The organism is Sphingomonas natans, assembly GCF_030546695.1.
Taxonomy (GTDB): Bacteria; Pseudomonadota; Alphaproteobacteria; order Sphingomonadales; family Sphingomonadaceae; genus Sphingomonas_I; species Sphingomonas_I natans.
Genome location: NZ_JAUOTP010000008.1, coordinates 1 through 16,034, shown reverse-complemented (window position 1 = coordinate 16,034; position 16,034 = coordinate 1). Strand labels below are relative to the sequence as shown.

Annotated in this window: 16 protein-coding genes; 6 read left to right on the top strand and 10 right to left on the bottom strand. The window is 67.5% G+C overall.

The features are described 5' to 3' along the window. Position 1: 1 nt before the first annotated feature. The 6 genes from Q4F19_RS15885 to Q4F19_RS15860 all read right to left on the bottom strand — a co-directional run bounded on the left by Q4F19_RS15885 (position 2) and on the right by Q4F19_RS15860 (position 5,381). Complete coding sequence (locus Q4F19_RS15885; RefSeq protein ID WP_303544484.1) at positions 2-937, bottom strand: nucleoside/nucleotide kinase family protein; 936 nt, start codon at positions 935-937, stop codon at positions 2-4. Continuing rightward, positions 934-2,076, bottom strand: a complete 1,143-nt coding sequence (locus Q4F19_RS15880) for an MBL fold metallo-hydrolase (protein ID WP_303544481.1) — start codon at positions 2,074-2,076, stop codon at positions 934-936. Before Q4F19_RS15880 ends, Q4F19_RS15885 begins: the two co-directional genes overlap by 4 nt. A gap of 45 nt (positions 2,077-2,121) precedes the next feature. After that, positions 2,122-3,498 carry a sensor histidine kinase gene (locus Q4F19_RS15875; protein WP_303544478.1) on the bottom strand — a complete coding sequence of 459 codons (1,377 nt, stop codon included), beginning with the start codon at positions 3,496-3,498 and terminating at the stop codon, positions 2,122-2,124. Between the two features lie 2 nt (positions 3,499-3,500). After that, positions 3,501-4,190, bottom strand: coding sequence for a response regulator transcription factor (locus tag Q4F19_RS15870; protein WP_303544474.1), 690 nt, complete (start codon positions 4,188-4,190; stop codon positions 3,501-3,503). Positions 4,191-4,441: 251 nt separating this feature from the next. Next, positions 4,442-4,636: a hypothetical protein gene (locus Q4F19_RS15865; protein WP_303544472.1), complete on the bottom strand. Its 195-nt coding sequence runs from the start codon at positions 4,634-4,636 to the stop codon at positions 4,442-4,444. A 94-nt stretch (positions 4,637-4,730) separates the two neighbouring features. Continuing rightward, entirely contained in the window at positions 4,731-5,381 is a 651-nt protein-coding gene (locus tag Q4F19_RS15860) for a retropepsin-like aspartic protease family protein (RefSeq protein WP_303544470.1), read from the bottom strand. Positions 5,382-5,650: 269 nt separating this feature from the next. Between Q4F19_RS15860 and Q4F19_RS15855 the strand changes: the two genes are divergently transcribed. Genes Q4F19_RS15855 through fghA form a run of 3 tightly spaced genes read left to right on the top strand, consistent with a single transcriptional unit; the run spans position 5,651 to position 8,021 of the window. Next, positions 5,651-6,760 carry an S-(hydroxymethyl)glutathione dehydrogenase/class III alcohol dehydrogenase gene (locus Q4F19_RS15855; RefSeq protein WP_303544468.1) on the top strand — a complete coding sequence of 370 codons (1,110 nt, stop codon included), beginning with the start codon at positions 5,651-5,653 and terminating at the stop codon, positions 6,758-6,760. Between the two features lie 18 nt (positions 6,761-6,778). Then, complete coding sequence (locus Q4F19_RS15850; protein ID WP_303544466.1) at positions 6,779-7,168, top strand: VOC family protein; 390 nt, start codon at positions 6,779-6,781, stop codon at positions 7,166-7,168. Between the two features lie 13 nt (positions 7,169-7,181). Further along, positions 7,182-8,021: an S-formylglutathione hydrolase gene (fghA, locus tag Q4F19_RS15845; RefSeq protein ID WP_303544464.1), complete on the top strand. Its 840-nt coding sequence runs from the start codon at positions 7,182-7,184 to the stop codon at positions 8,019-8,021. A 216-nt stretch (positions 8,022-8,237) separates the two neighbouring features. On the opposite strand, the gene Q4F19_RS15840 is transcribed toward fghA, so the two are convergent. After that, positions 8,238-9,221, bottom strand: coding sequence for a cation diffusion facilitator family transporter (locus Q4F19_RS15840; RefSeq protein ID WP_303544463.1), 984 nt, complete (start codon positions 9,219-9,221; stop codon positions 8,238-8,240). A gap of 131 nt (positions 9,222-9,352) precedes the next feature. On the opposite strand from Q4F19_RS15840, the gene Q4F19_RS15835 reads away from it, so the two are divergent. Then, complete coding sequence (locus Q4F19_RS15835) at positions 9,353-10,129, top strand: enoyl-CoA hydratase-related protein (protein WP_303545021.1); 777 nt, start codon at positions 9,353-9,355, stop codon at positions 10,127-10,129. Continuing rightward, positions 10,126-11,445 carry an amidohydrolase gene (locus Q4F19_RS15830; protein ID WP_303544461.1) on the top strand — a complete coding sequence of 440 codons (1,320 nt, stop codon included), beginning with the start codon at positions 10,126-10,128 and terminating at the stop codon, positions 11,443-11,445. Before Q4F19_RS15835 ends, Q4F19_RS15830 begins: the two co-directional genes overlap by 4 nt. Positions 11,446-11,476: 31 nt before the next feature. On the opposite strand, the gene Q4F19_RS15825 is transcribed toward Q4F19_RS15830, so the two are convergent. The 3 genes from Q4F19_RS15825 to Q4F19_RS15815 all read right to left on the bottom strand — a co-directional run bounded on the left by Q4F19_RS15825 (position 11,477) and on the right by Q4F19_RS15815 (position 15,073). Next, entirely contained in the window at positions 11,477-11,869 is a 393-nt protein-coding gene (locus Q4F19_RS15825) for a flagellar export chaperone FliS (RefSeq protein WP_303544459.1), read from the bottom strand. 2 nt (positions 11,870-11,871) lie between these two features. Beyond that, positions 11,872-13,842 (bottom strand): flagellar filament capping protein FliD, encoded by a 1,971-nt coding sequence (gene fliD / locus Q4F19_RS15820; protein WP_303544458.1) that lies wholly within the window; start codon positions 13,840-13,842, stop codon positions 11,872-11,874. Positions 13,843-13,933: 91 nt separating this feature from the next. Then, on the bottom strand, positions 13,934-15,073 hold the full coding sequence (locus Q4F19_RS15815; protein ID WP_303544456.1) for an EscU/YscU/HrcU family type III secretion system export apparatus switch protein: 1,140 nt from the start codon (positions 15,071-15,073) through the stop codon (positions 13,934-13,936). Between the two features lie 180 nt (positions 15,074-15,253). Between Q4F19_RS15815 and Q4F19_RS15810 the strand changes: the two genes are divergently transcribed. Continuing rightward, positions 15,254-15,679 (top strand): CBS domain-containing protein, encoded by a 426-nt coding sequence (locus tag Q4F19_RS15810; protein WP_303544453.1) that lies wholly within the window; start codon positions 15,254-15,256, stop codon positions 15,677-15,679. The last annotated feature ends 355 nt before the right edge of the window (positions 15,680-16,034 follow it).

Below are 16,034 nucleotides of genomic sequence, written 5' to 3'. Positions count from 1 at the left end.
TCTATGCCTGGACCGCGAATGTGCCGGAATCGGACCGCGGCTGACGCTCCGCAGATTGCGGCTGCCGTCCCAGAATGCCTTCGACCGAGGCGAAGGCCTGCCTGCGCACCTGATCATAGCTCGCCGTCGCGTCGATATCGACGATCGGCGCGTCGTGAAACCGCAGCAGCGGCGTGACCGCCACCTTCGCGGCAACCAGATGCGCCTTGTGGTCCGGCTTGCGGGCGAGCGCGGTCGCGGCATCGACGTTCAGTCGCAGCACGAGATCGGGGGTGAAGCTTGCCATCCATTGGTAGAGCCGCAACTCACGCGCGGCGAGCCGCGCGACGATCCGGCTGCCCGGCCGCGCCGCGGCGAGGCCGGGACCGTCGTAGAAACCCGGTATCTCCTCCTGCGGATAGCGATCGGTGATCACCGCAATGCCGCGGCTTCGCAACGCCAGGACGCGGCGGAAGCGATGGACGCGAAGCAGCGACAGGCCATAGACCACGAGCGCGGTGGGCAGACCCGGGATCTTCTCGCGCACGTCCCGCGTCTGCGAGGCCTTGCGCGCGAGCTTGCGCTCGATGCGGGCGCCGATGATCGGCCACTGCTTGATGCGATTGCCGAGGTCGCCGGTGCCCAGACCGAGATAGGCGAGTGCGGTCGGCCGCTTCCGGACGAACGAACGGCACATGTCCGCCGACAGAGTGGACTTGCCCGAGCCGTCCGTGCCGACGATCGCGATGAGCGGAGCGAGCGTCCCGCGCATCAGCACGGCATCGCGCTCCACCGCTTCGATCGAGCCCAGCACGGTAAGCAACAGCAAGGTCGACAGCGCCAGCTCCGCCTCGATCAGGTTGCGATGGACGTGGCTGGCGAGCAGGATCAGGCCGAGCGCCAGCCCTGCAAAAACGAGCCCCTGCGTCCAGCGAAGGCGCGTGCGCGATCGGATCATGCTGCTTGTCCTGTTGAGGTTTTGCGAGAGGGCGGCCGTGCCGTCAGCGGTCTTGGGAGAGACGGGATTTCCCACCCCTGGCCGGGTTCGGTGGTGCGGAACCGCGCCGGATCGATGCCGCGCGCGATCAGCGCCGCGCGCAGCCGCTCGGGTGCGCCGTCGATCGGTTCGTCTCCGAGCTGGAAGGTGCCCCAATGCACGCCCAAGGCAAAAGCCGGGTTCATCATGGCGAAGGCGGCAACCGCCTGATCGGGATCGATATGATTGCCGGTCGGGGTCGACGCGATCTTGTAAGGCGCTATCGGCAGCAGCGCCAAGCGCGGCCGCGGGCCGGCCGCCGCCTCGCGCGCCCACGCCATGTCGCCGGGACCGGTATCGCCTGAATAATAGACGTCCCCGCCGGGCAACATGACTCGGAAGCCCGCCCACAGCGTGCTGTCCTTGTCGTTGAGCCAGCGTGCGCTCCAATGATGAGCGCGCATCACACGGACGGAGACGCCGGGCCGTACGGGGATGATCTGCCCCCAGTCGCCGGCGGTCGCGCTGAGCCCATATCCGGCGAGCAGCCGATCGTTGCCGAGACCGGTGACGATCCGCGGATGATCGCGCTTGGCCAGATAGCGAAGCGTGTCCAGATCGAGATGGTCGTAATGGTCGTGGCTGATGAGGATCAGATCGATCGGCGGCAGATCCTCGAGCTTCACGCCGGGAGCGCGAACGCGCTCGGGCCCCGCGAACTGGACCGGCGAGGACCGGTCCGCCCACACCGGATCGAACAGGATGTTGAGGCCGTCGGTCTGCACCAGCGTCGAGGCGTGACCGATCCAGGTGACGCGCATGGCATCGCCCTCGACGCGACGCGGAGGGACCGTCTGATGCACGGGAATGCGGGGCCATGGCACGTGCTTGGTGTCGCCCGCGCCGATCTCCAGGAAGCGGACGATGCCGTCCTTTTGCGCGCCGCCGGAACCGCTTTCGCCCTCGGGATTGAAGAAGTGCTTGCCGTCGAAATGATCGGAACGCGGGCCGCTATAATAAGCCGGCTGCGTCATCATGCGCTCGGCGCACCCTGCGAGCACGAGAAGGCCCGCCGAGAGCGCCGTGACCAGGAAGCGTTTACGTGATGGTGTCGGGGACATTCCGCCCGATAGCCGCCGCCGGCTGCCGCCAGCGTGGACGGATCATTAAATCGATGTAATCTTTGCTTTGGGCGTTCCCGCCGGAAGCGTGATCGTCACCCAAAGACCCGGCAGATTGTCGTTGAGAGCGAGACTGCCGCCGTGGAGCCGCGCGACTGCGGCGGCGAGCGGCAGGCCTAGTCCCGCGCCCGTCGAGGAGCGGGCCGCATCCAGCCTGCCGAAACGGCGAAGCGCCTCGTGATGATCGGCCGCGGCGATGCCCGGGCCACGATCGCTGACGCCGACGACGATGCGGTCCGCCTCGTTCCGCGCCCGGACGTCGACCGGTCCGACGCCGTATTTGAGCGCATTGTCGATCAAATTGGCGAGCGTCTGCCCGAGCAGTTCGCGGTGGACCATTGCAACGAGACCCGGCTCGGTCTCGGTCCGGATCGTCACACCGAGATCCTCCGCGACCGGCCCATAGACTTCGGCGATATCTGCGATCATCGCGCCGATGTCCGTGGACACGAAGCCCTCGCGCCCGAGCCCCGCTTCGGCGCGCGTGATACGAAGCGCGGTGTCGAGCATCGCCAGGAGGCGGTCGCCTTCGTCCATCCCGCGTTCGATGAGCGCGCGCGCCGCTTCGCTCTCTCCGAGCGCAAGCGCGCGCTCCAGCGTGGAGCGCAGGCGCGTGAGTGGCGACCGCAGATCATGGGCAAGCCCGTCGGTTGCGACCTTCAGCTCGGTCATCAGCATCGTGATGCGATCGAGCATCATGTTCACGGCCGTGCCGAGCTCGGCGAAGGCGTCGCCGCCGCCGTCGAGCGGTACGCGCTGTCCGAGATCCCCCATCGCGACGGTCCGCGCGGTATCGACGACGACCCTGAGCCTGTTTTCGATCAGCCGCGCCGTGATCCAGCCTGCTAGCACAGCGAGCGCCACGGCCAGCGCGATTGCGCTCAGCAGCGCCTCGCCGAGCAGGACCGTGAAGTGACGTTCAATCTCGATCACATGCCCGGTGAGAAGCCGGCCGCCGCCGGGCACCGGCGTGACAATGATGCGCATCCGTTCGCTCTTGTCCCGCCCGATGCGCAGCAGCTCGGTCATCGCGCCGCCCTGCGAGGCGGGAAGCGCAGCAGGCCATGTGGCGAGGTTGCCGGCCAGGCGCCGTCCGGCGCCGTCGACGAGAAGCATCACCGAACCCGGGCTGCGCCCGAGCGCGAGCGATTGCGTGATCCGCTCGGCCAGCAGCACGGACGGGGTCGCCGGGTTTCCGCGGGTGAGCGCGTCGCGCGTCGCGACCGCCTGGGATTGGGCAAAGGCGGTCAGCTCGGTCGTGGTCAGCAGCCGGACCGCGACCAGCAGCGTGCCCGCCGCGCCGAGCTGGAGCACGAACACCAGAGCCGCGATCCTCGCCGTCGTCGATTGCAGCAGGCGCATGGTCAGCCTTCCGCGCCGAGGCGGTAACCCGAACCGCGCACTGTGTAGAGCAAGGGCGGCAAGCCGGGCATGTCGATCTTCTTTCGCAACCGGCTGACATGGACGTCGATCACGTTGGTACCGGGATCGAAGTGATAGTCCCAAACGCCTTCCAGCAGCATCGTGCGCGTCACGACCTGGCCGGCATGACGCAGCATATATTCGAGGAGCCGATATTCGCGAGGCTGGAGATCGATGACGCGTCCCGCGCGGCGGACGACGTGTGCCAGCAGGTCCATTTCCAGATCGGCGGAGATCAGCTTCGTCTCGGGCGCACCGCGCTGGCCGTCGGCATGACGAAGCAGGAGCTTGATGCGCGCCAGCAATTCTCCCAGCGCGAACGGCTTGACCAGATAGTCGTCGGCGCCGCCCTCGAGCCCGCCGATGCGATCCTCGGCGGAGCCCATCGCCGAGAGGATGATGACGGGGGTGGTGATCCCGGCGCCGCGGATCGCGCCCAGCACCGACATGCCGTTCATGCCCGGCAGCATCCGGTCCAGGATGATGCAGTCATATGTGGCATCGGTTGCGTGAAAGACACCGTCCCGGCCGGTCGCGGCATGGTCCGTCGTCATGCCATGCTCGTGAAGCGCCGCCGCAATATAGGTCGCGGTGGGCACATCGTCTTCGATGATCAGGATCTTGCGGCCCATGCCCCCCCCTTCCGCGTGCCGTTCGCGAATGTCGAGGGCCGAACGCCGATCCTGCATCCCGGGGCGGGCAGGCAGCCATCTGACCACCGCGCTTGCCACGAAAAGGCGCACTAGAGCAGCAAGGTCACGGCCGGGCCGGCCGGCGCAATCGCGGGAGACGGCGCCGTAGCCGTGATGATCTCCCGGCGATCCGACTGGGGCCTTCCCACTTTCCAGGGGGCGGGGCACGCTTTGGTGCTTCCGCTCCTCAATCAGACCGGCTTCGCGCTTGCTTCGGCGAATTGCGGGAAGGCGGATTTGGCGCGCTTCGAATATTCGATCGACAGGCCGTGATGGGCGCTCGCCACTTCGGGCTTGCCGGCGCACAAGGCGAGCCGCGACTCCTCCTTCGCCCTCCGCATGAAATATGCGGCCTCGGTCTCGCCCTCCGGCATCGCGCTCTCCATCGAGTCGTTTTGGAGAGAGTATCAGTGGATCGGTCGATTCACCTCATCCGAACTGGAGGAGCGCCGCGCGTCCGCCGATCGGTCACCGATGCGTTCAGCCGATGATGATCTTGTCCTTCTCCATCCGCACGCGCCCGAGACGCGCCAGGAGGTTCTGGCCGAGCAGCGAGACGCCGGCATCGTTCGAGAGCACGGCGGCGCGGACATCCTCGACCCGGTGCCCCGCGACCTCGACCGTGGCGATCTGCGTCCAGCCGAACACGGCGCGGCCATTGGCGGTCTCGGCGCGGCCGCTCGTCAGGCTGTCGGGCATGATATCAAGCCGTTTGGCGTCCTCCTCGGTCAGCGTCACGACGCTGGCGCCCGTATCGACGAGGAAGCGGACCGGCTGGCCGTTGATGAGCGCGGTCGCGTAGAACAGGCCATCGGTGGCGCGGCGGAGCGAGGTCGCGGTCGGCGAGATAGGTGCATCGGGATCGGGCGCCTCGACGACGGCGGGCAGCGCGGAGAGATCGCTCGACGCCACCGCGGCGCGGGCGGAAGTCGCATAATGTCGGTCGATCGCCTTCGGCATCATCAGGCCGGCCACACCGAGCGCGACGCCTGCCATCACCGAGGTCACGTCGCGGCGGCGGAGCTTGCGCGAGATATCGGTGCGCCGTGCGGCGCGGCGCAGCGTCTCCGACGTCGGCTTCATGCGACGGCGCTTCTTCGGCTCGGGCGTCTCGGTCTCGATCGTCGTCATGGCATGGTCCGCAATTGCGAAGCGGGCGGCAATGGCACCGTCGTGGAAGATACGATGTTCCGATGGCCCCGGATGCGGCCGCCTCGTGCGGATCGCGTTTCCGGACGAGGAACTGGACTGCGACTTACCATAAGCGGGCGCGTCGCCAAAACCGGCGAGACGGGCATGTCGCAGGATGCGACGAAGATGTTGGCGCCGATGATCCGCAGAGCAGGCTTTTCAACGTGCCGCGATTGTGGTCCGGGAGGTCCGGATCCAAGGAGAGACGCATGAAGACCCGTGCCGCCGTCGCGTTCGAAGCGAAGACCCCGCTGGAGATCGTCGAGGTGGATCTGGAAGGCCCGAAGGCGGGCGAGGTGCTCGTCGAGATCATGGCGACGGGCATCTGCCATACCGATGCCTACACGCTCGACGGGCTCGATTCAGAGGGTATCTTCCCCTCGATCCTCGGCCATGAAGGCGCGGGCATCGTCCGCGAGATCGGCGCGGGGGTCACCAGCGTGGCGCCTGGCGATCATGTGATCCCGCTCTACACGCCCGAATGCCGCCAGTGTAAATCGTGCCTCAGCGGCAAGACCAACTTGTGCACCGCGATCCGCGCGACGCAGGGCAAGGGGCTGATGCCCGACGGAACGAGCCGGTTCAGCTACAAGGGCCAGCCGATCTTCCATTATATGGGTTGCTCGACCTTCTCGAACTTCACGGTGCTGCCCGAGATCGCGGTGGCGAAGATCCGCGAGGACGCGCCGTTCGACAAGAGCTGCTATATCGGCTGCGGGGTCACGACCGGCGTCGGCGCGGTGGTGAAGACCGCGAAGGTCGAGCCCGGCTCGAACGTCATCGTCTTCGGGCTGGGCGGGATCGGGCTCAACGTGCTGCAGGGCGCGCGGATGGTCGGCGCCGACAAGATCATCGGCGTCGACATCAATCCCGCGCGTGAGGAATGGGGCCGGCGCTTCGGCATGACCCATTTCGTGAACCCCTCCGAGATCGATGGCGACCTCGTCGCGCACCTTGTCGCGCTGACCGATGGCGGCGCGGACTATACGTTCGACTGCACGGGCAATACGCAGGTGATGCGGCAGGCGCTCGAGGCGTGCCATCGCGGCTGGGGCACCTCGATCGTGATCGGCGTGGCCGAGGCGGGCAAGGAGATCGCGACGCGGCCCTTCCAGCTCGTGACCGGGCGCAACTGGCGCGGATCGGCGTTCGGCGGTGCGAAGGGGCGGACCGACGTGCCCAGGATCGTCGACTGGTATATGAACGGCAAGATCGAGATCGATCCGATGATCACGCACGTGCTGACGCTGGACGAGATCAACAAGGGCTTCGATCTGATGCATGCCGGGGAGAGCATCCGCAGCGTGGTGGTTTACTGATCAGGAAGGGGGAAGCCGATGTTCAGTCATGTGATGGTGGGGACGAACGATCTCAACATGTCGCGGTCCTTCTACGATGCCGCGTTCGGGGCGCTGGGCCTGTCACCGGGCTTTCCGGACGAGAAGGGCCGGATCTTCTGGATGGCGCCCGGTGGGTTCTTCGCGATCACCAAGCCGATCAACGGCGAGGATGCCTGCCATGCGAATGGCGGCACGATCGGCTTTGCGATGACATCGCCCGAGCAGGCCGACAGCTGGCATTCGGCGGGGATCGCCGCGGGCGGGGCGAGTTGCGAGGATCCGCCCGGCTGGCGCGAAGGCGGCTTCGGACCGATGTATCTCGCCTATCTGCGCGATCCGGCCGGCAACAAGCTGTGCGGCGTCCACATCCCCCAGCGCGCGACTTGATAGGCGGCTGACGATGGAGACGTTATCGGTGAATCGCGCCCATGGCGGCGAGCAGGGCGTGTATCGCCATGCCTCGACCGCGACGGGTACGGACATGACGTTCTCGGTCTTCGTGCCGCCGCATGCCGAAGGGGAGACTCTACCGGTCGTCTGGTATCTGTCGGGCCTGACCTGCACGCATGCCAACGTCACCGAGAAAGGCGAGTATCGCGCGGCCTGCGCGGAACTCGGGCTGATCTTCGTCGCGCCGGATACGAGCCCGCGCGGCCCGGAGGTGCCCGGCGATCCGGACGGGGCCTATGATTTCGGACTGGGCGCAGGCTTCTATGTCGATGCCACCGAAGAGCCGTTCGCGGCCAACTACCGGATGTGGACCTATGTGACCGAAGAGCTGCCGACGCTGCTTGCGGCCTACTTTCCGGCCGATCTCGAGCGGCAGTCCATCATGGGCCATTCGATGGGCGGGCATGGCGCGCTGACCATCGGGCTGACCTTCCCCAAACGCTACAAGGCGGTGTCGGCGTTCGCGCCGATCGTGGCGCCCTCGCGTGTCTCGTGGGGCGAGAAGGCGCTCGGCGGTTATCTTGGGCCGGATCGGGCGGCCTGGGCGAAGCATGATGCGGTCGCGCTGATCGAGGCGGGCGCGCGGGTGCCCGATCTGCTGATCGACCAGGGCGAGGCGGACGTCTTCCTCGCCAAGGAGTTGCGGCCCGAATTGCTGGAGCAGGCCTGTGCGGCGGCGGGGCAGAAGCTGACGCTGCGGATGCAGCCCGGCTACGACCACAGCTATTATTTCATCTCGACCTTCATGGCCGGGCATCTGGCCTGGCATGCGGCGCGGCTTAAGGGCTGACCGGGCCTGAAGGGGCCAAAGGACAGCGCGATCCGCTTGCGGCGGGCGGATGCGAGGGGAGCCAAAGAATAGCGTCATCCGACGCTCTCCCGGCTGCGGCAGAGGGTCGGCGCAGATTTGCGCGGGACATGTCTCGACGGTGGAAAGAGCCTGGTTCGGGATCCGGGCACACACGCTGACAAAGGCTTTGCGTGTAGGACAGCGAAATCTTTTCCGTCAGGCGGTGGCCTCGGCGTGGAGGGTGCAGCCGCCGCAATCGTCGGTCTCGATCTGGATCGTCGTGTGATCGATGCCGAATTTGTGCTGGAGGCGATCGGCGAGGCCGGCGGCGAAGGCGTCGCCCGGATAGCCGGTCGGCAGGATCAGGTGGACGGTCAGCGCCGTCTCGGTCGTGCTCATCGGCCAGACGTGGAGATCGTGAATCGCAGAGACGCCGGGCTCGGCCGCGAGGAAGGCGCCGACCGCGGCGGGATCGACGCCGGGCGGGGCGGCGTGGAGGCTCATATTCACCGAATCGCGCAGCAGCCCCCACGTGCCGAACGCGACGATTGCGGTGACGATGAGGCTGACCGCGGGATCGATCCAGACGAGCCCGGTCTTGAGGATCAGGAAGCCGGCGACGACGACGCCGGCCGAGATGGCGGCATCGGCCGCCATATGGAGGAAGGCGCCGCGGATGTTGATGTCGTCCTTGCCGCCGCGCGCGAACAGCAAGGCGGTGATGCCGTTGACGAGGATGCCAATGGCGGCGACGATCATCACCGTGCCCGCGGCAATCGGCTCGGGATGGAAGAAGCGGCCGACCGCCTCGACCGCGATCACGCCGATCGCGACGAGCAGCAGGAGCGCGTTCACGAGCGCGGCGAGGATCGAGCTGCTGCGCAGGCCATAGGTATAGCGGCCCTTGGGCGCGCGCTTGCCGAGGCTGGCGGCGGTCCAGGCGATGCCGAGGCCCAGCACGTCGGAGAGATTGTGGCCCGCATCCGCGAGCAGCGACATCGATCCGCTGGCGATGCCATAGCCCGCCTCGACCGCGACGAAGCCGAGATTGAGCGCGGTGCCGATCGCGAAGGCGCGGCCGAAGCTGGCGGGGGCGTGACTGTGGCCGCCATGGCTATGGCCAGCATGGCTATGGCCGTGATGGGAATGGCCATGATCGCCATGGGCATGAGCGTGGGAGTGACTGTGCGCGCCGGACATGGCCCGCCTTATGTCAGGCGGGGGCGGCGATGTCGCCGGGTCTGTGCCTCAAGATCGCGGCGGCGGCGCTGCGGCGCGTTGCAAATGCGGCGGGCTGCGGCGAAAAGCGGGCGATGCCCGAGGGGAGAAACATGGCGGATTACGAGACCTTGCTGATCGAGCGGCACGACGCGGTCACGCTCGTCCGCCTCAATCGGCCGCAGGCGCTGAACGCGATCAACTCGCAGGTGCTGGCCGATCTGACCGCCGCCTTCGCCGCTTACGATGCCGATCGCGAGCAGCGCTGCCTCGTGCTGACGGGCAGCGAGAAGGCGTTCGCGGCGGGCGCCGACATCAAGGAGATGCAGAGCAAGGGCTTCGCCGAAGTGTTCGGCACCAATTATTTCGCAGGCTGGGAGCGGGTCACCGCGACGCGCAAGCCGTGGATCGCGGCGGTAGCCGGCTTCGCGCTCGGCGGCGGCTGCGAACTGGCGATGATGGCCGATTTCATCCTTGCCGCCGACACCGCCAAGTTCGGCCAGCCCGAGATCAAGCTGGCCGTGGCGCCGGGCATGGGCGGATCGCAGCGGCTGACGCGCGCGGTGGGCAAGGCCAAGGCGATGGAGATGTGCCTGACGGGGCGGATGATGGACGCGGAGGAAGCCGAGCGCGCAAGCCTCGTCGCGCGGATCGTGCCGGCGGCCGACCTGATTGCGGACGCGCTGAAGACCGCGGCGACGATCGCTGGCATGGCGCCGCTGGCCGCGCTCGCCAACAAGGAGATGGTCAACGCCGCCTTCGAGACGGGGCTGTCGATGGGGCTGCTGTTCGAGCGGCGGCTGTTCCATTCCCTGTGCGGGACGGAGGACAAGACCGAAGGCATGAGTGCCTTCGCCGAGAAGCGCGCCGGCGTCTGGACCGGCCGATGAGGGCCGCCTTCGCAGGCGTGGCGGCGATGCTGCTGGCCGGATCGGCGGCGGCGATGGAGCCGAAGGCGGCGGTGCAGGCGGTGGATGCCTCGATCGCCAAGAACTGGGCGGGGCTGGATGCGCTCTACAAGGATATCCACGCGCACCCCGAACTCGCCTTCACCGAGACACGATCGGCCGCGATCCTCGCCAAGGAGATGCGTGCTCTGGGCTTCACCGTCACCGAAGGCGTCGGCAAGACGGGCGTCGTCGCGATCCTGAAGAACGGCGCGGGGCCCGTGATCATGGTGCGGACCGAGATGGACGGGCTGCCGATGGAGGAGAAGACGGGGCTGGCCTATGCGAGCCGCGTCCAGGTCGAGATGGCGGGCGGCGGCAAGAGCTTCGTCGCCGAAAGCTGCGGGCACGACAATCACATGGCGTGGTGGATCGGCACGGCCAGGGCGCTCGTCGCGATGAAGAGCGCATGGCAGGGGACAGTGATGTTCATCGCCCAGCCCGCCGAGGAGATCGGCGCGGGCGCCAAGGCGATGCTCGCCGACGGGCTGTTCACGAAGTTCCCGAAGCCCGACTTTGCGATCGGCGCGCATGTCGGCTCGGCCGAGTCCGGCACGGTCGGGGTCAAGGACGGCGCCGCCACCTCGAACAGCGACACGCTGGAGATCCTGTTCAAGGGGCGCGGCGCGCACGGCTCGATCCCGAGCGCGTCGATCGATCCGATCGTGATGGGCGCGCATTTCGTCAGCGACGTGCAAACGGTCGTGTCGCGCGAGAAGGAAGCGGGCAGCTTCGGCGTGGTCACGGTCGGCAGCTTCCAGGGCGGCACCGTGCCCAACATCATTCCCGACAACGCAATGGTGAAGCTCAGCATCCGCTCCTTCTCGACCGAGGTGCGCACGCGGCTGCTCGACGGCGTGACGCGGACCGCGAAGGGCGCCGCGATCATGGCCGGCGCGCCCGAGCCCGAAATCCGCCACCCCAATGCGCTCGATGCGGTGATGAACGATCACAAATTGGCGGTGCAGGCGGCCGATTATCTGACGAAGGCCGGTGGCGACACGATCAACTATGTGCGGCCCGAACTGCCCGGCTGGTCGGCGAGCGAGGATTTCTCGGCTTATGTCGAGGCGGGGGTGCCGTCGCTCTTCTACAGTATCGGCGGCTATGATGCGGACGTGATCGCCGATTATGCGACGAAGGGTCAGCCGGTGCCGACCAACCATTCGCCCTTCTTCGCACCCAACCACGACAAGGCGATCCGGACGGGCGTGCGCACGCTGACGCTGACGGTGCTGATGCTGGCGCCGGCCAGCTGATCGCCCGCGTGCGGGTGTCTGGAGACGTCTCTCAGCCGATCGACATCCAGGCGCCGGCGACCTCGGCGAGCATCGTGCGCGCCTGCTCCAGCGCGGCATCGCGGGTCGGGCCGCTCGTGTTGAGCAGGCGGCGGGCCTCGCGGTAGATCTTGGCGAGGCTCAGCGCGATCTCGCCGCCCTTGTCCATGTCGAGCCCGGTCTCCAGTCCGTGCAGGATCGAGAGCGCGCGCGACTGGAGCGGAGCCGATCTGCCGCGGTCGCCGGCCGCCTCGGCCGCGCGCAGCGAATCGAGCGCTTTCATCAATTCCTCGAACAGGATGACGATCAGCTGATGCGGGCTCGCGCCCTCGACGCGCGCATTCACGTCGACCGAGCGATAGCGTGCCGCGGTGCCGGCGCCGTAACGGGAGGGTGCTCCGAACATTCTTAACTGTCGCTCTTCGTCCAGACGGCAACCTGCTGCTCGATATAGCTCTGGGTCGCCTTGTAGGCGGCGACGCGGGTCGTCATCGCCGAGAATTGGGTGACGAGCCGCGCGCGATAGGCGGTGCTGTCGTCGGTCAGCTTGGTCAGCTGGCTGGCAAGATCGGTCTTCTCGCTGGTCAGCTGCGTGCTGAGCGAATCGAGCACGCCGCCGCTGGAGCGCAGCGAATCGCGGATCGCCTGCAGCGCGCCGCCGAGCCCGAGATCGACCGTGATCGTCGCGCTGGAGATGTCGCCGCTCGGCTCGATGACGAGCCCGCTCGCGCTGGAGCCGACCGAGGCATAGAGTTTCGAGCCCGTCGTCACGCCGGCGACGCCGGCGATCGAGCCCGAGGCGGAATGGCCGCTGGTCTCCGCGACGATGTCGGTCAGCTGATAGGTGCCGGGCTTGGTCGCGCCCATCGCGCTCGTGATCTTGATGAGCGGGCTCGACGCATGCTGCGTGGGATTGAACATCGCCTCGACCGCGTTGGGATAAGCGGTGAGCTGCTTGGTCAGCAGGGCGCTGTCGAGCGTGAGGCTGCCGTCGCGATTGGTGGAGACGCCGATCTCCGCAAGCGTACTCGGCCCGCCGCTCGTGTTGAGCACGGTCGAGGTCAGGCGCGAGAGCTGCGTCTGCATCTGGCGGATCGCGCTGTTATTGTAGAGCGGGCCGGTCGTGATGTTGCCGTCCGCATCCGCGACGCTGGACGCGCTCGCGACGTCGATCTGGCCTTTGAGCTCATTATAGGCGGCGACGAAATCGCTGACCGCCTGCGTGATCGCCGCGGTCGGGCGCGTCGCGCCCAGCGTGATCGTCTGCGTCGGCGCGGCCGAGACGAGCTTCAGCGTGATGCCGTCGACGATGTCGTCGATCGTGTTGCTCGCGCGGGTGACGTCGACGCCGTCGACGCGGACGATCGCGTCCTGCGCGGTCTGCGCGCGCGTCATGCCGTTGGTGGGCACGGGGAAGGCGAAGCGGACGAGCCCGATCTGCGCATCGCTCGCCGGCGCGAGCGTGAAGCTGGGCGCACTGCCGCTGCCGTCGCTCAGCGACAGGCGCGAGCCCGACGAATCGGTGACGATCGAGGCGGTGAGGCCGAGCCCCGCGCCGTTGATCGCCGCGGCAAGGCCCGTCAGATTGTCGGATGACGCATCGATCGCGAGCGTCGCGCTGCCCTGGGCGGTGGTCAGCGTGAAGCTGCCCTGGCCGACGGCGGCGGTGGTTGCGTCGGTGAGCGTCGGCGAGACCACCGCGGTGCCCGAGACGGTCATGCCCGAACTGTCGAAGGCGAGCGCGGCGAGGCCCGCAGCCGCATTGGGTCCTGGCGTGAGCGTGAAGGCGTTGGCGGCGCCGGTCGCGCCCTTGATCGTCAGGCGCGCACCGGTCGCGTCGGTGACGACGCTGGCGGTGAGGCCCGCGCCGCTGCCGTTGATCGCGCGGGCGACGCCGGCGAGCGTATTGTTGGTGCTGTCGATCGTGACCGCATAGCTCGCCGCGCCCGAGCCGATCAGCAGCGTGCCGGTGCCGACCGCTGCGCCCGAATTGGCGTAATAGCCAGAGACGAGGCTCTGCGCCTGCGCGACTTGGCGGACGCTGAGCTGCGCCGATAGAGCACCGATCTGTGCGCCGGCATTGGCGGTCGCGGTCAACACGCTGCTGTCCGAGCTGGTCGGCTGGGTGAACAGGGTGCCGCCCGAGATCAGGGTGCCGAGCGCGGTCGAGAAGGCGTCGATGCCGTTCGAGAGCGTCGCCAGCGTCGAGACCTTGGCGGTGTTCGCCGTCTCCTTGGCGGTCACCGCGCTCGTCTTGGGATCGTAGGTCGCGGAGACGAGGCTCGTGACAAGGCTCGCCGTGTCGATGCCCGAGCCGGCGCCGAGCGCCGTCAGGATCGCGCTTCCGCTCGACGCGGCCGTGGATGAGGTGGTGGTCATAAGCGGCGGCGTCTCCGGTTCGGAATAACGGCGGTTGGGCCTTGCGGTTTAGCGTTTCGCGCGACGAAAACGGGTCGGGTCGGCCGGGTCATCAGGCGCTCGCGCGGCCCTTTTCGTCGAAGCGCGCGGCGGGCGGCACGTCAATCTGCGGCTGGCGGACGCCCTCCGCCATCGCCCGATCGAGATTGAAGACGAAGGCGAGCACGGTCGCGACCGCGATGAACAGATCGTCGCGGATCGTGTGGCCCGTGCGCGAGGTGAAATAGAGTGCTCGGGTGAGCTGCGGATAGCTGAGGATCGGCACGGCATGCTTGTCCGCCAGCTCGCGGATCGCGCGCGCAGTCTCGTCCTTGCCGCGCGCGACGACGATCGGCACCGAATCGAAGCCCGGCCGATAGCGCAGCGCGACCGCGAAGTGGGTCGGGTTGGTGAGCACGACGGTCGCCTCGGGCACGGCCTTGCGCGCGGATCCGCTGAGGATCTCGTGCTGGCGGCGGCGGCGCGCGCCCTTCATCTCGGACGAGCCTTCGCTCTGCTTATGCTCTTCCTTGACCTGCTGCTTGCTCATGCGCAGCCGGCCGGCGCGCTGATAGAGCTGGGTCGGGATGTCGAGCCCGGCGATCGCGCCGAGCGCCAGCGCCATGACGAGGATCGAGACGGTGAAGACGTGGCCGATCTCGCCCAGTTCGCCGGCGATGTCGCCGCGGCCCATGCCGACGAGCTGGGGCATCCGCCCCTTCAGCATCCAATAGGCGACCGCGCCCAGCAGGCCGACCTTGACCATCGACTTGCCGAGCTCGATCAACCCCTGCATCCCGAAGATGCGCTTGATGCCGCTCAGCGGATTGAGCTTGTTGGGCTTGAACGCGACCGCACCCCAGCGAAAGCCGAGTGAGCCCAGCACGGCGGGCGTGCCGACCGCGGCGACGAGCGTGACTCCGAACAAGGTGGCGAGCGGCAGCAGCACGGGGAGGATCAGGCCGATCGCGACCTGGCGGGGATCGAAGCCGTCGATCGACGCGCGATCGAAGGTCAGCCCGCGCGCGAGCACGTCGCGGCAGGCGCCGACGAACCAGGGGCCGGCGAGCGCGATCCAGGCGGCGCCCGACAGGATGACGAGCGCGGTGCCGAGCTCGCGCGACTGGAGGACGTCGCCCTGCTCTACCGCCTCCTTCCGATGCTTCTCGGTCGGGGCTTCTGTCTGTTCGTCGCGATCGGGCTTGTCTGCCATGACCCCCGCATGCCGCGGATATGGTTAAGACGAAGTTAGGAGAGGTTGCCGAAATGCCTCGGCGGGCACCGGCGACGCCCGGCTCGGGAGGCGAAAGCGCTTCCCTTTGCGTCCCGCTCGTGAAATCATCGAGGCGCCGGCGTTGAGATCGGCAAGAGAGGATCTGAAGGAGGCTGCGTTGTGACGATAGCCGCTATACTCCGGGACAAGGGCGACGAGATCGTCACTGTCTCCCCGCAGACGAGCCTGCGCGAACTGATCGACATCCTGACCGAGAAGCGCATCGGCGCGGTCCCCGTGACCGAAGGCGGCGCCGTGAGCGGGATCATGTCCGAACGCGACGTGATCCAGTCGCTCAAGCGGCTCGGCCCCGCCGCGCTCGATCGCCCCGTGCGCGAGATGATGACCGCGCCGCCGATCACCGTCGATCTCGAGACGAGCCTGCTCGCCGGTCTGTCGCTGATGACCCGGCGGCGGATTCGGCATCTGCCGGTGATGCACGAGGAGCGGATGGTCGGCTTCGTCTCGATCGGGGACCTCGTGAAGGCCCGGATCGACCGGATCGAGAGCGAAGCAGAAGCGATGCGGGCCTATATTGCGGGGTGACTCCTTGCGATTCGGGGGCCGGGATGGCTCGCGAAACTGTTCGAGGAGCATGATTTGTCGCAATCGCGCGCCGATCAAGTGATTGATGTCTAACGTCTTTTCAGCTGGATGTCGCCGTCACGACACAAAATTGCAAAGCGCGGTTGACGGGTCCGGGCTCCCCGCCTAGATACCCCCTCGTCAACGGCGCTTCGCCAACCAGTGAAGCGCGGTTCACCGCTAAATCGGTAGCTCACCCAACCACCCTGGCAACAGGAGGGAAGGAAAGTTGCCGATTGGGCGGTTGGCTTTTTCTCATTGTTGGAATGATGAAGGGACATGTGGGCGGCGGCTCCGGGTCTCGGCGGTTTTAAGG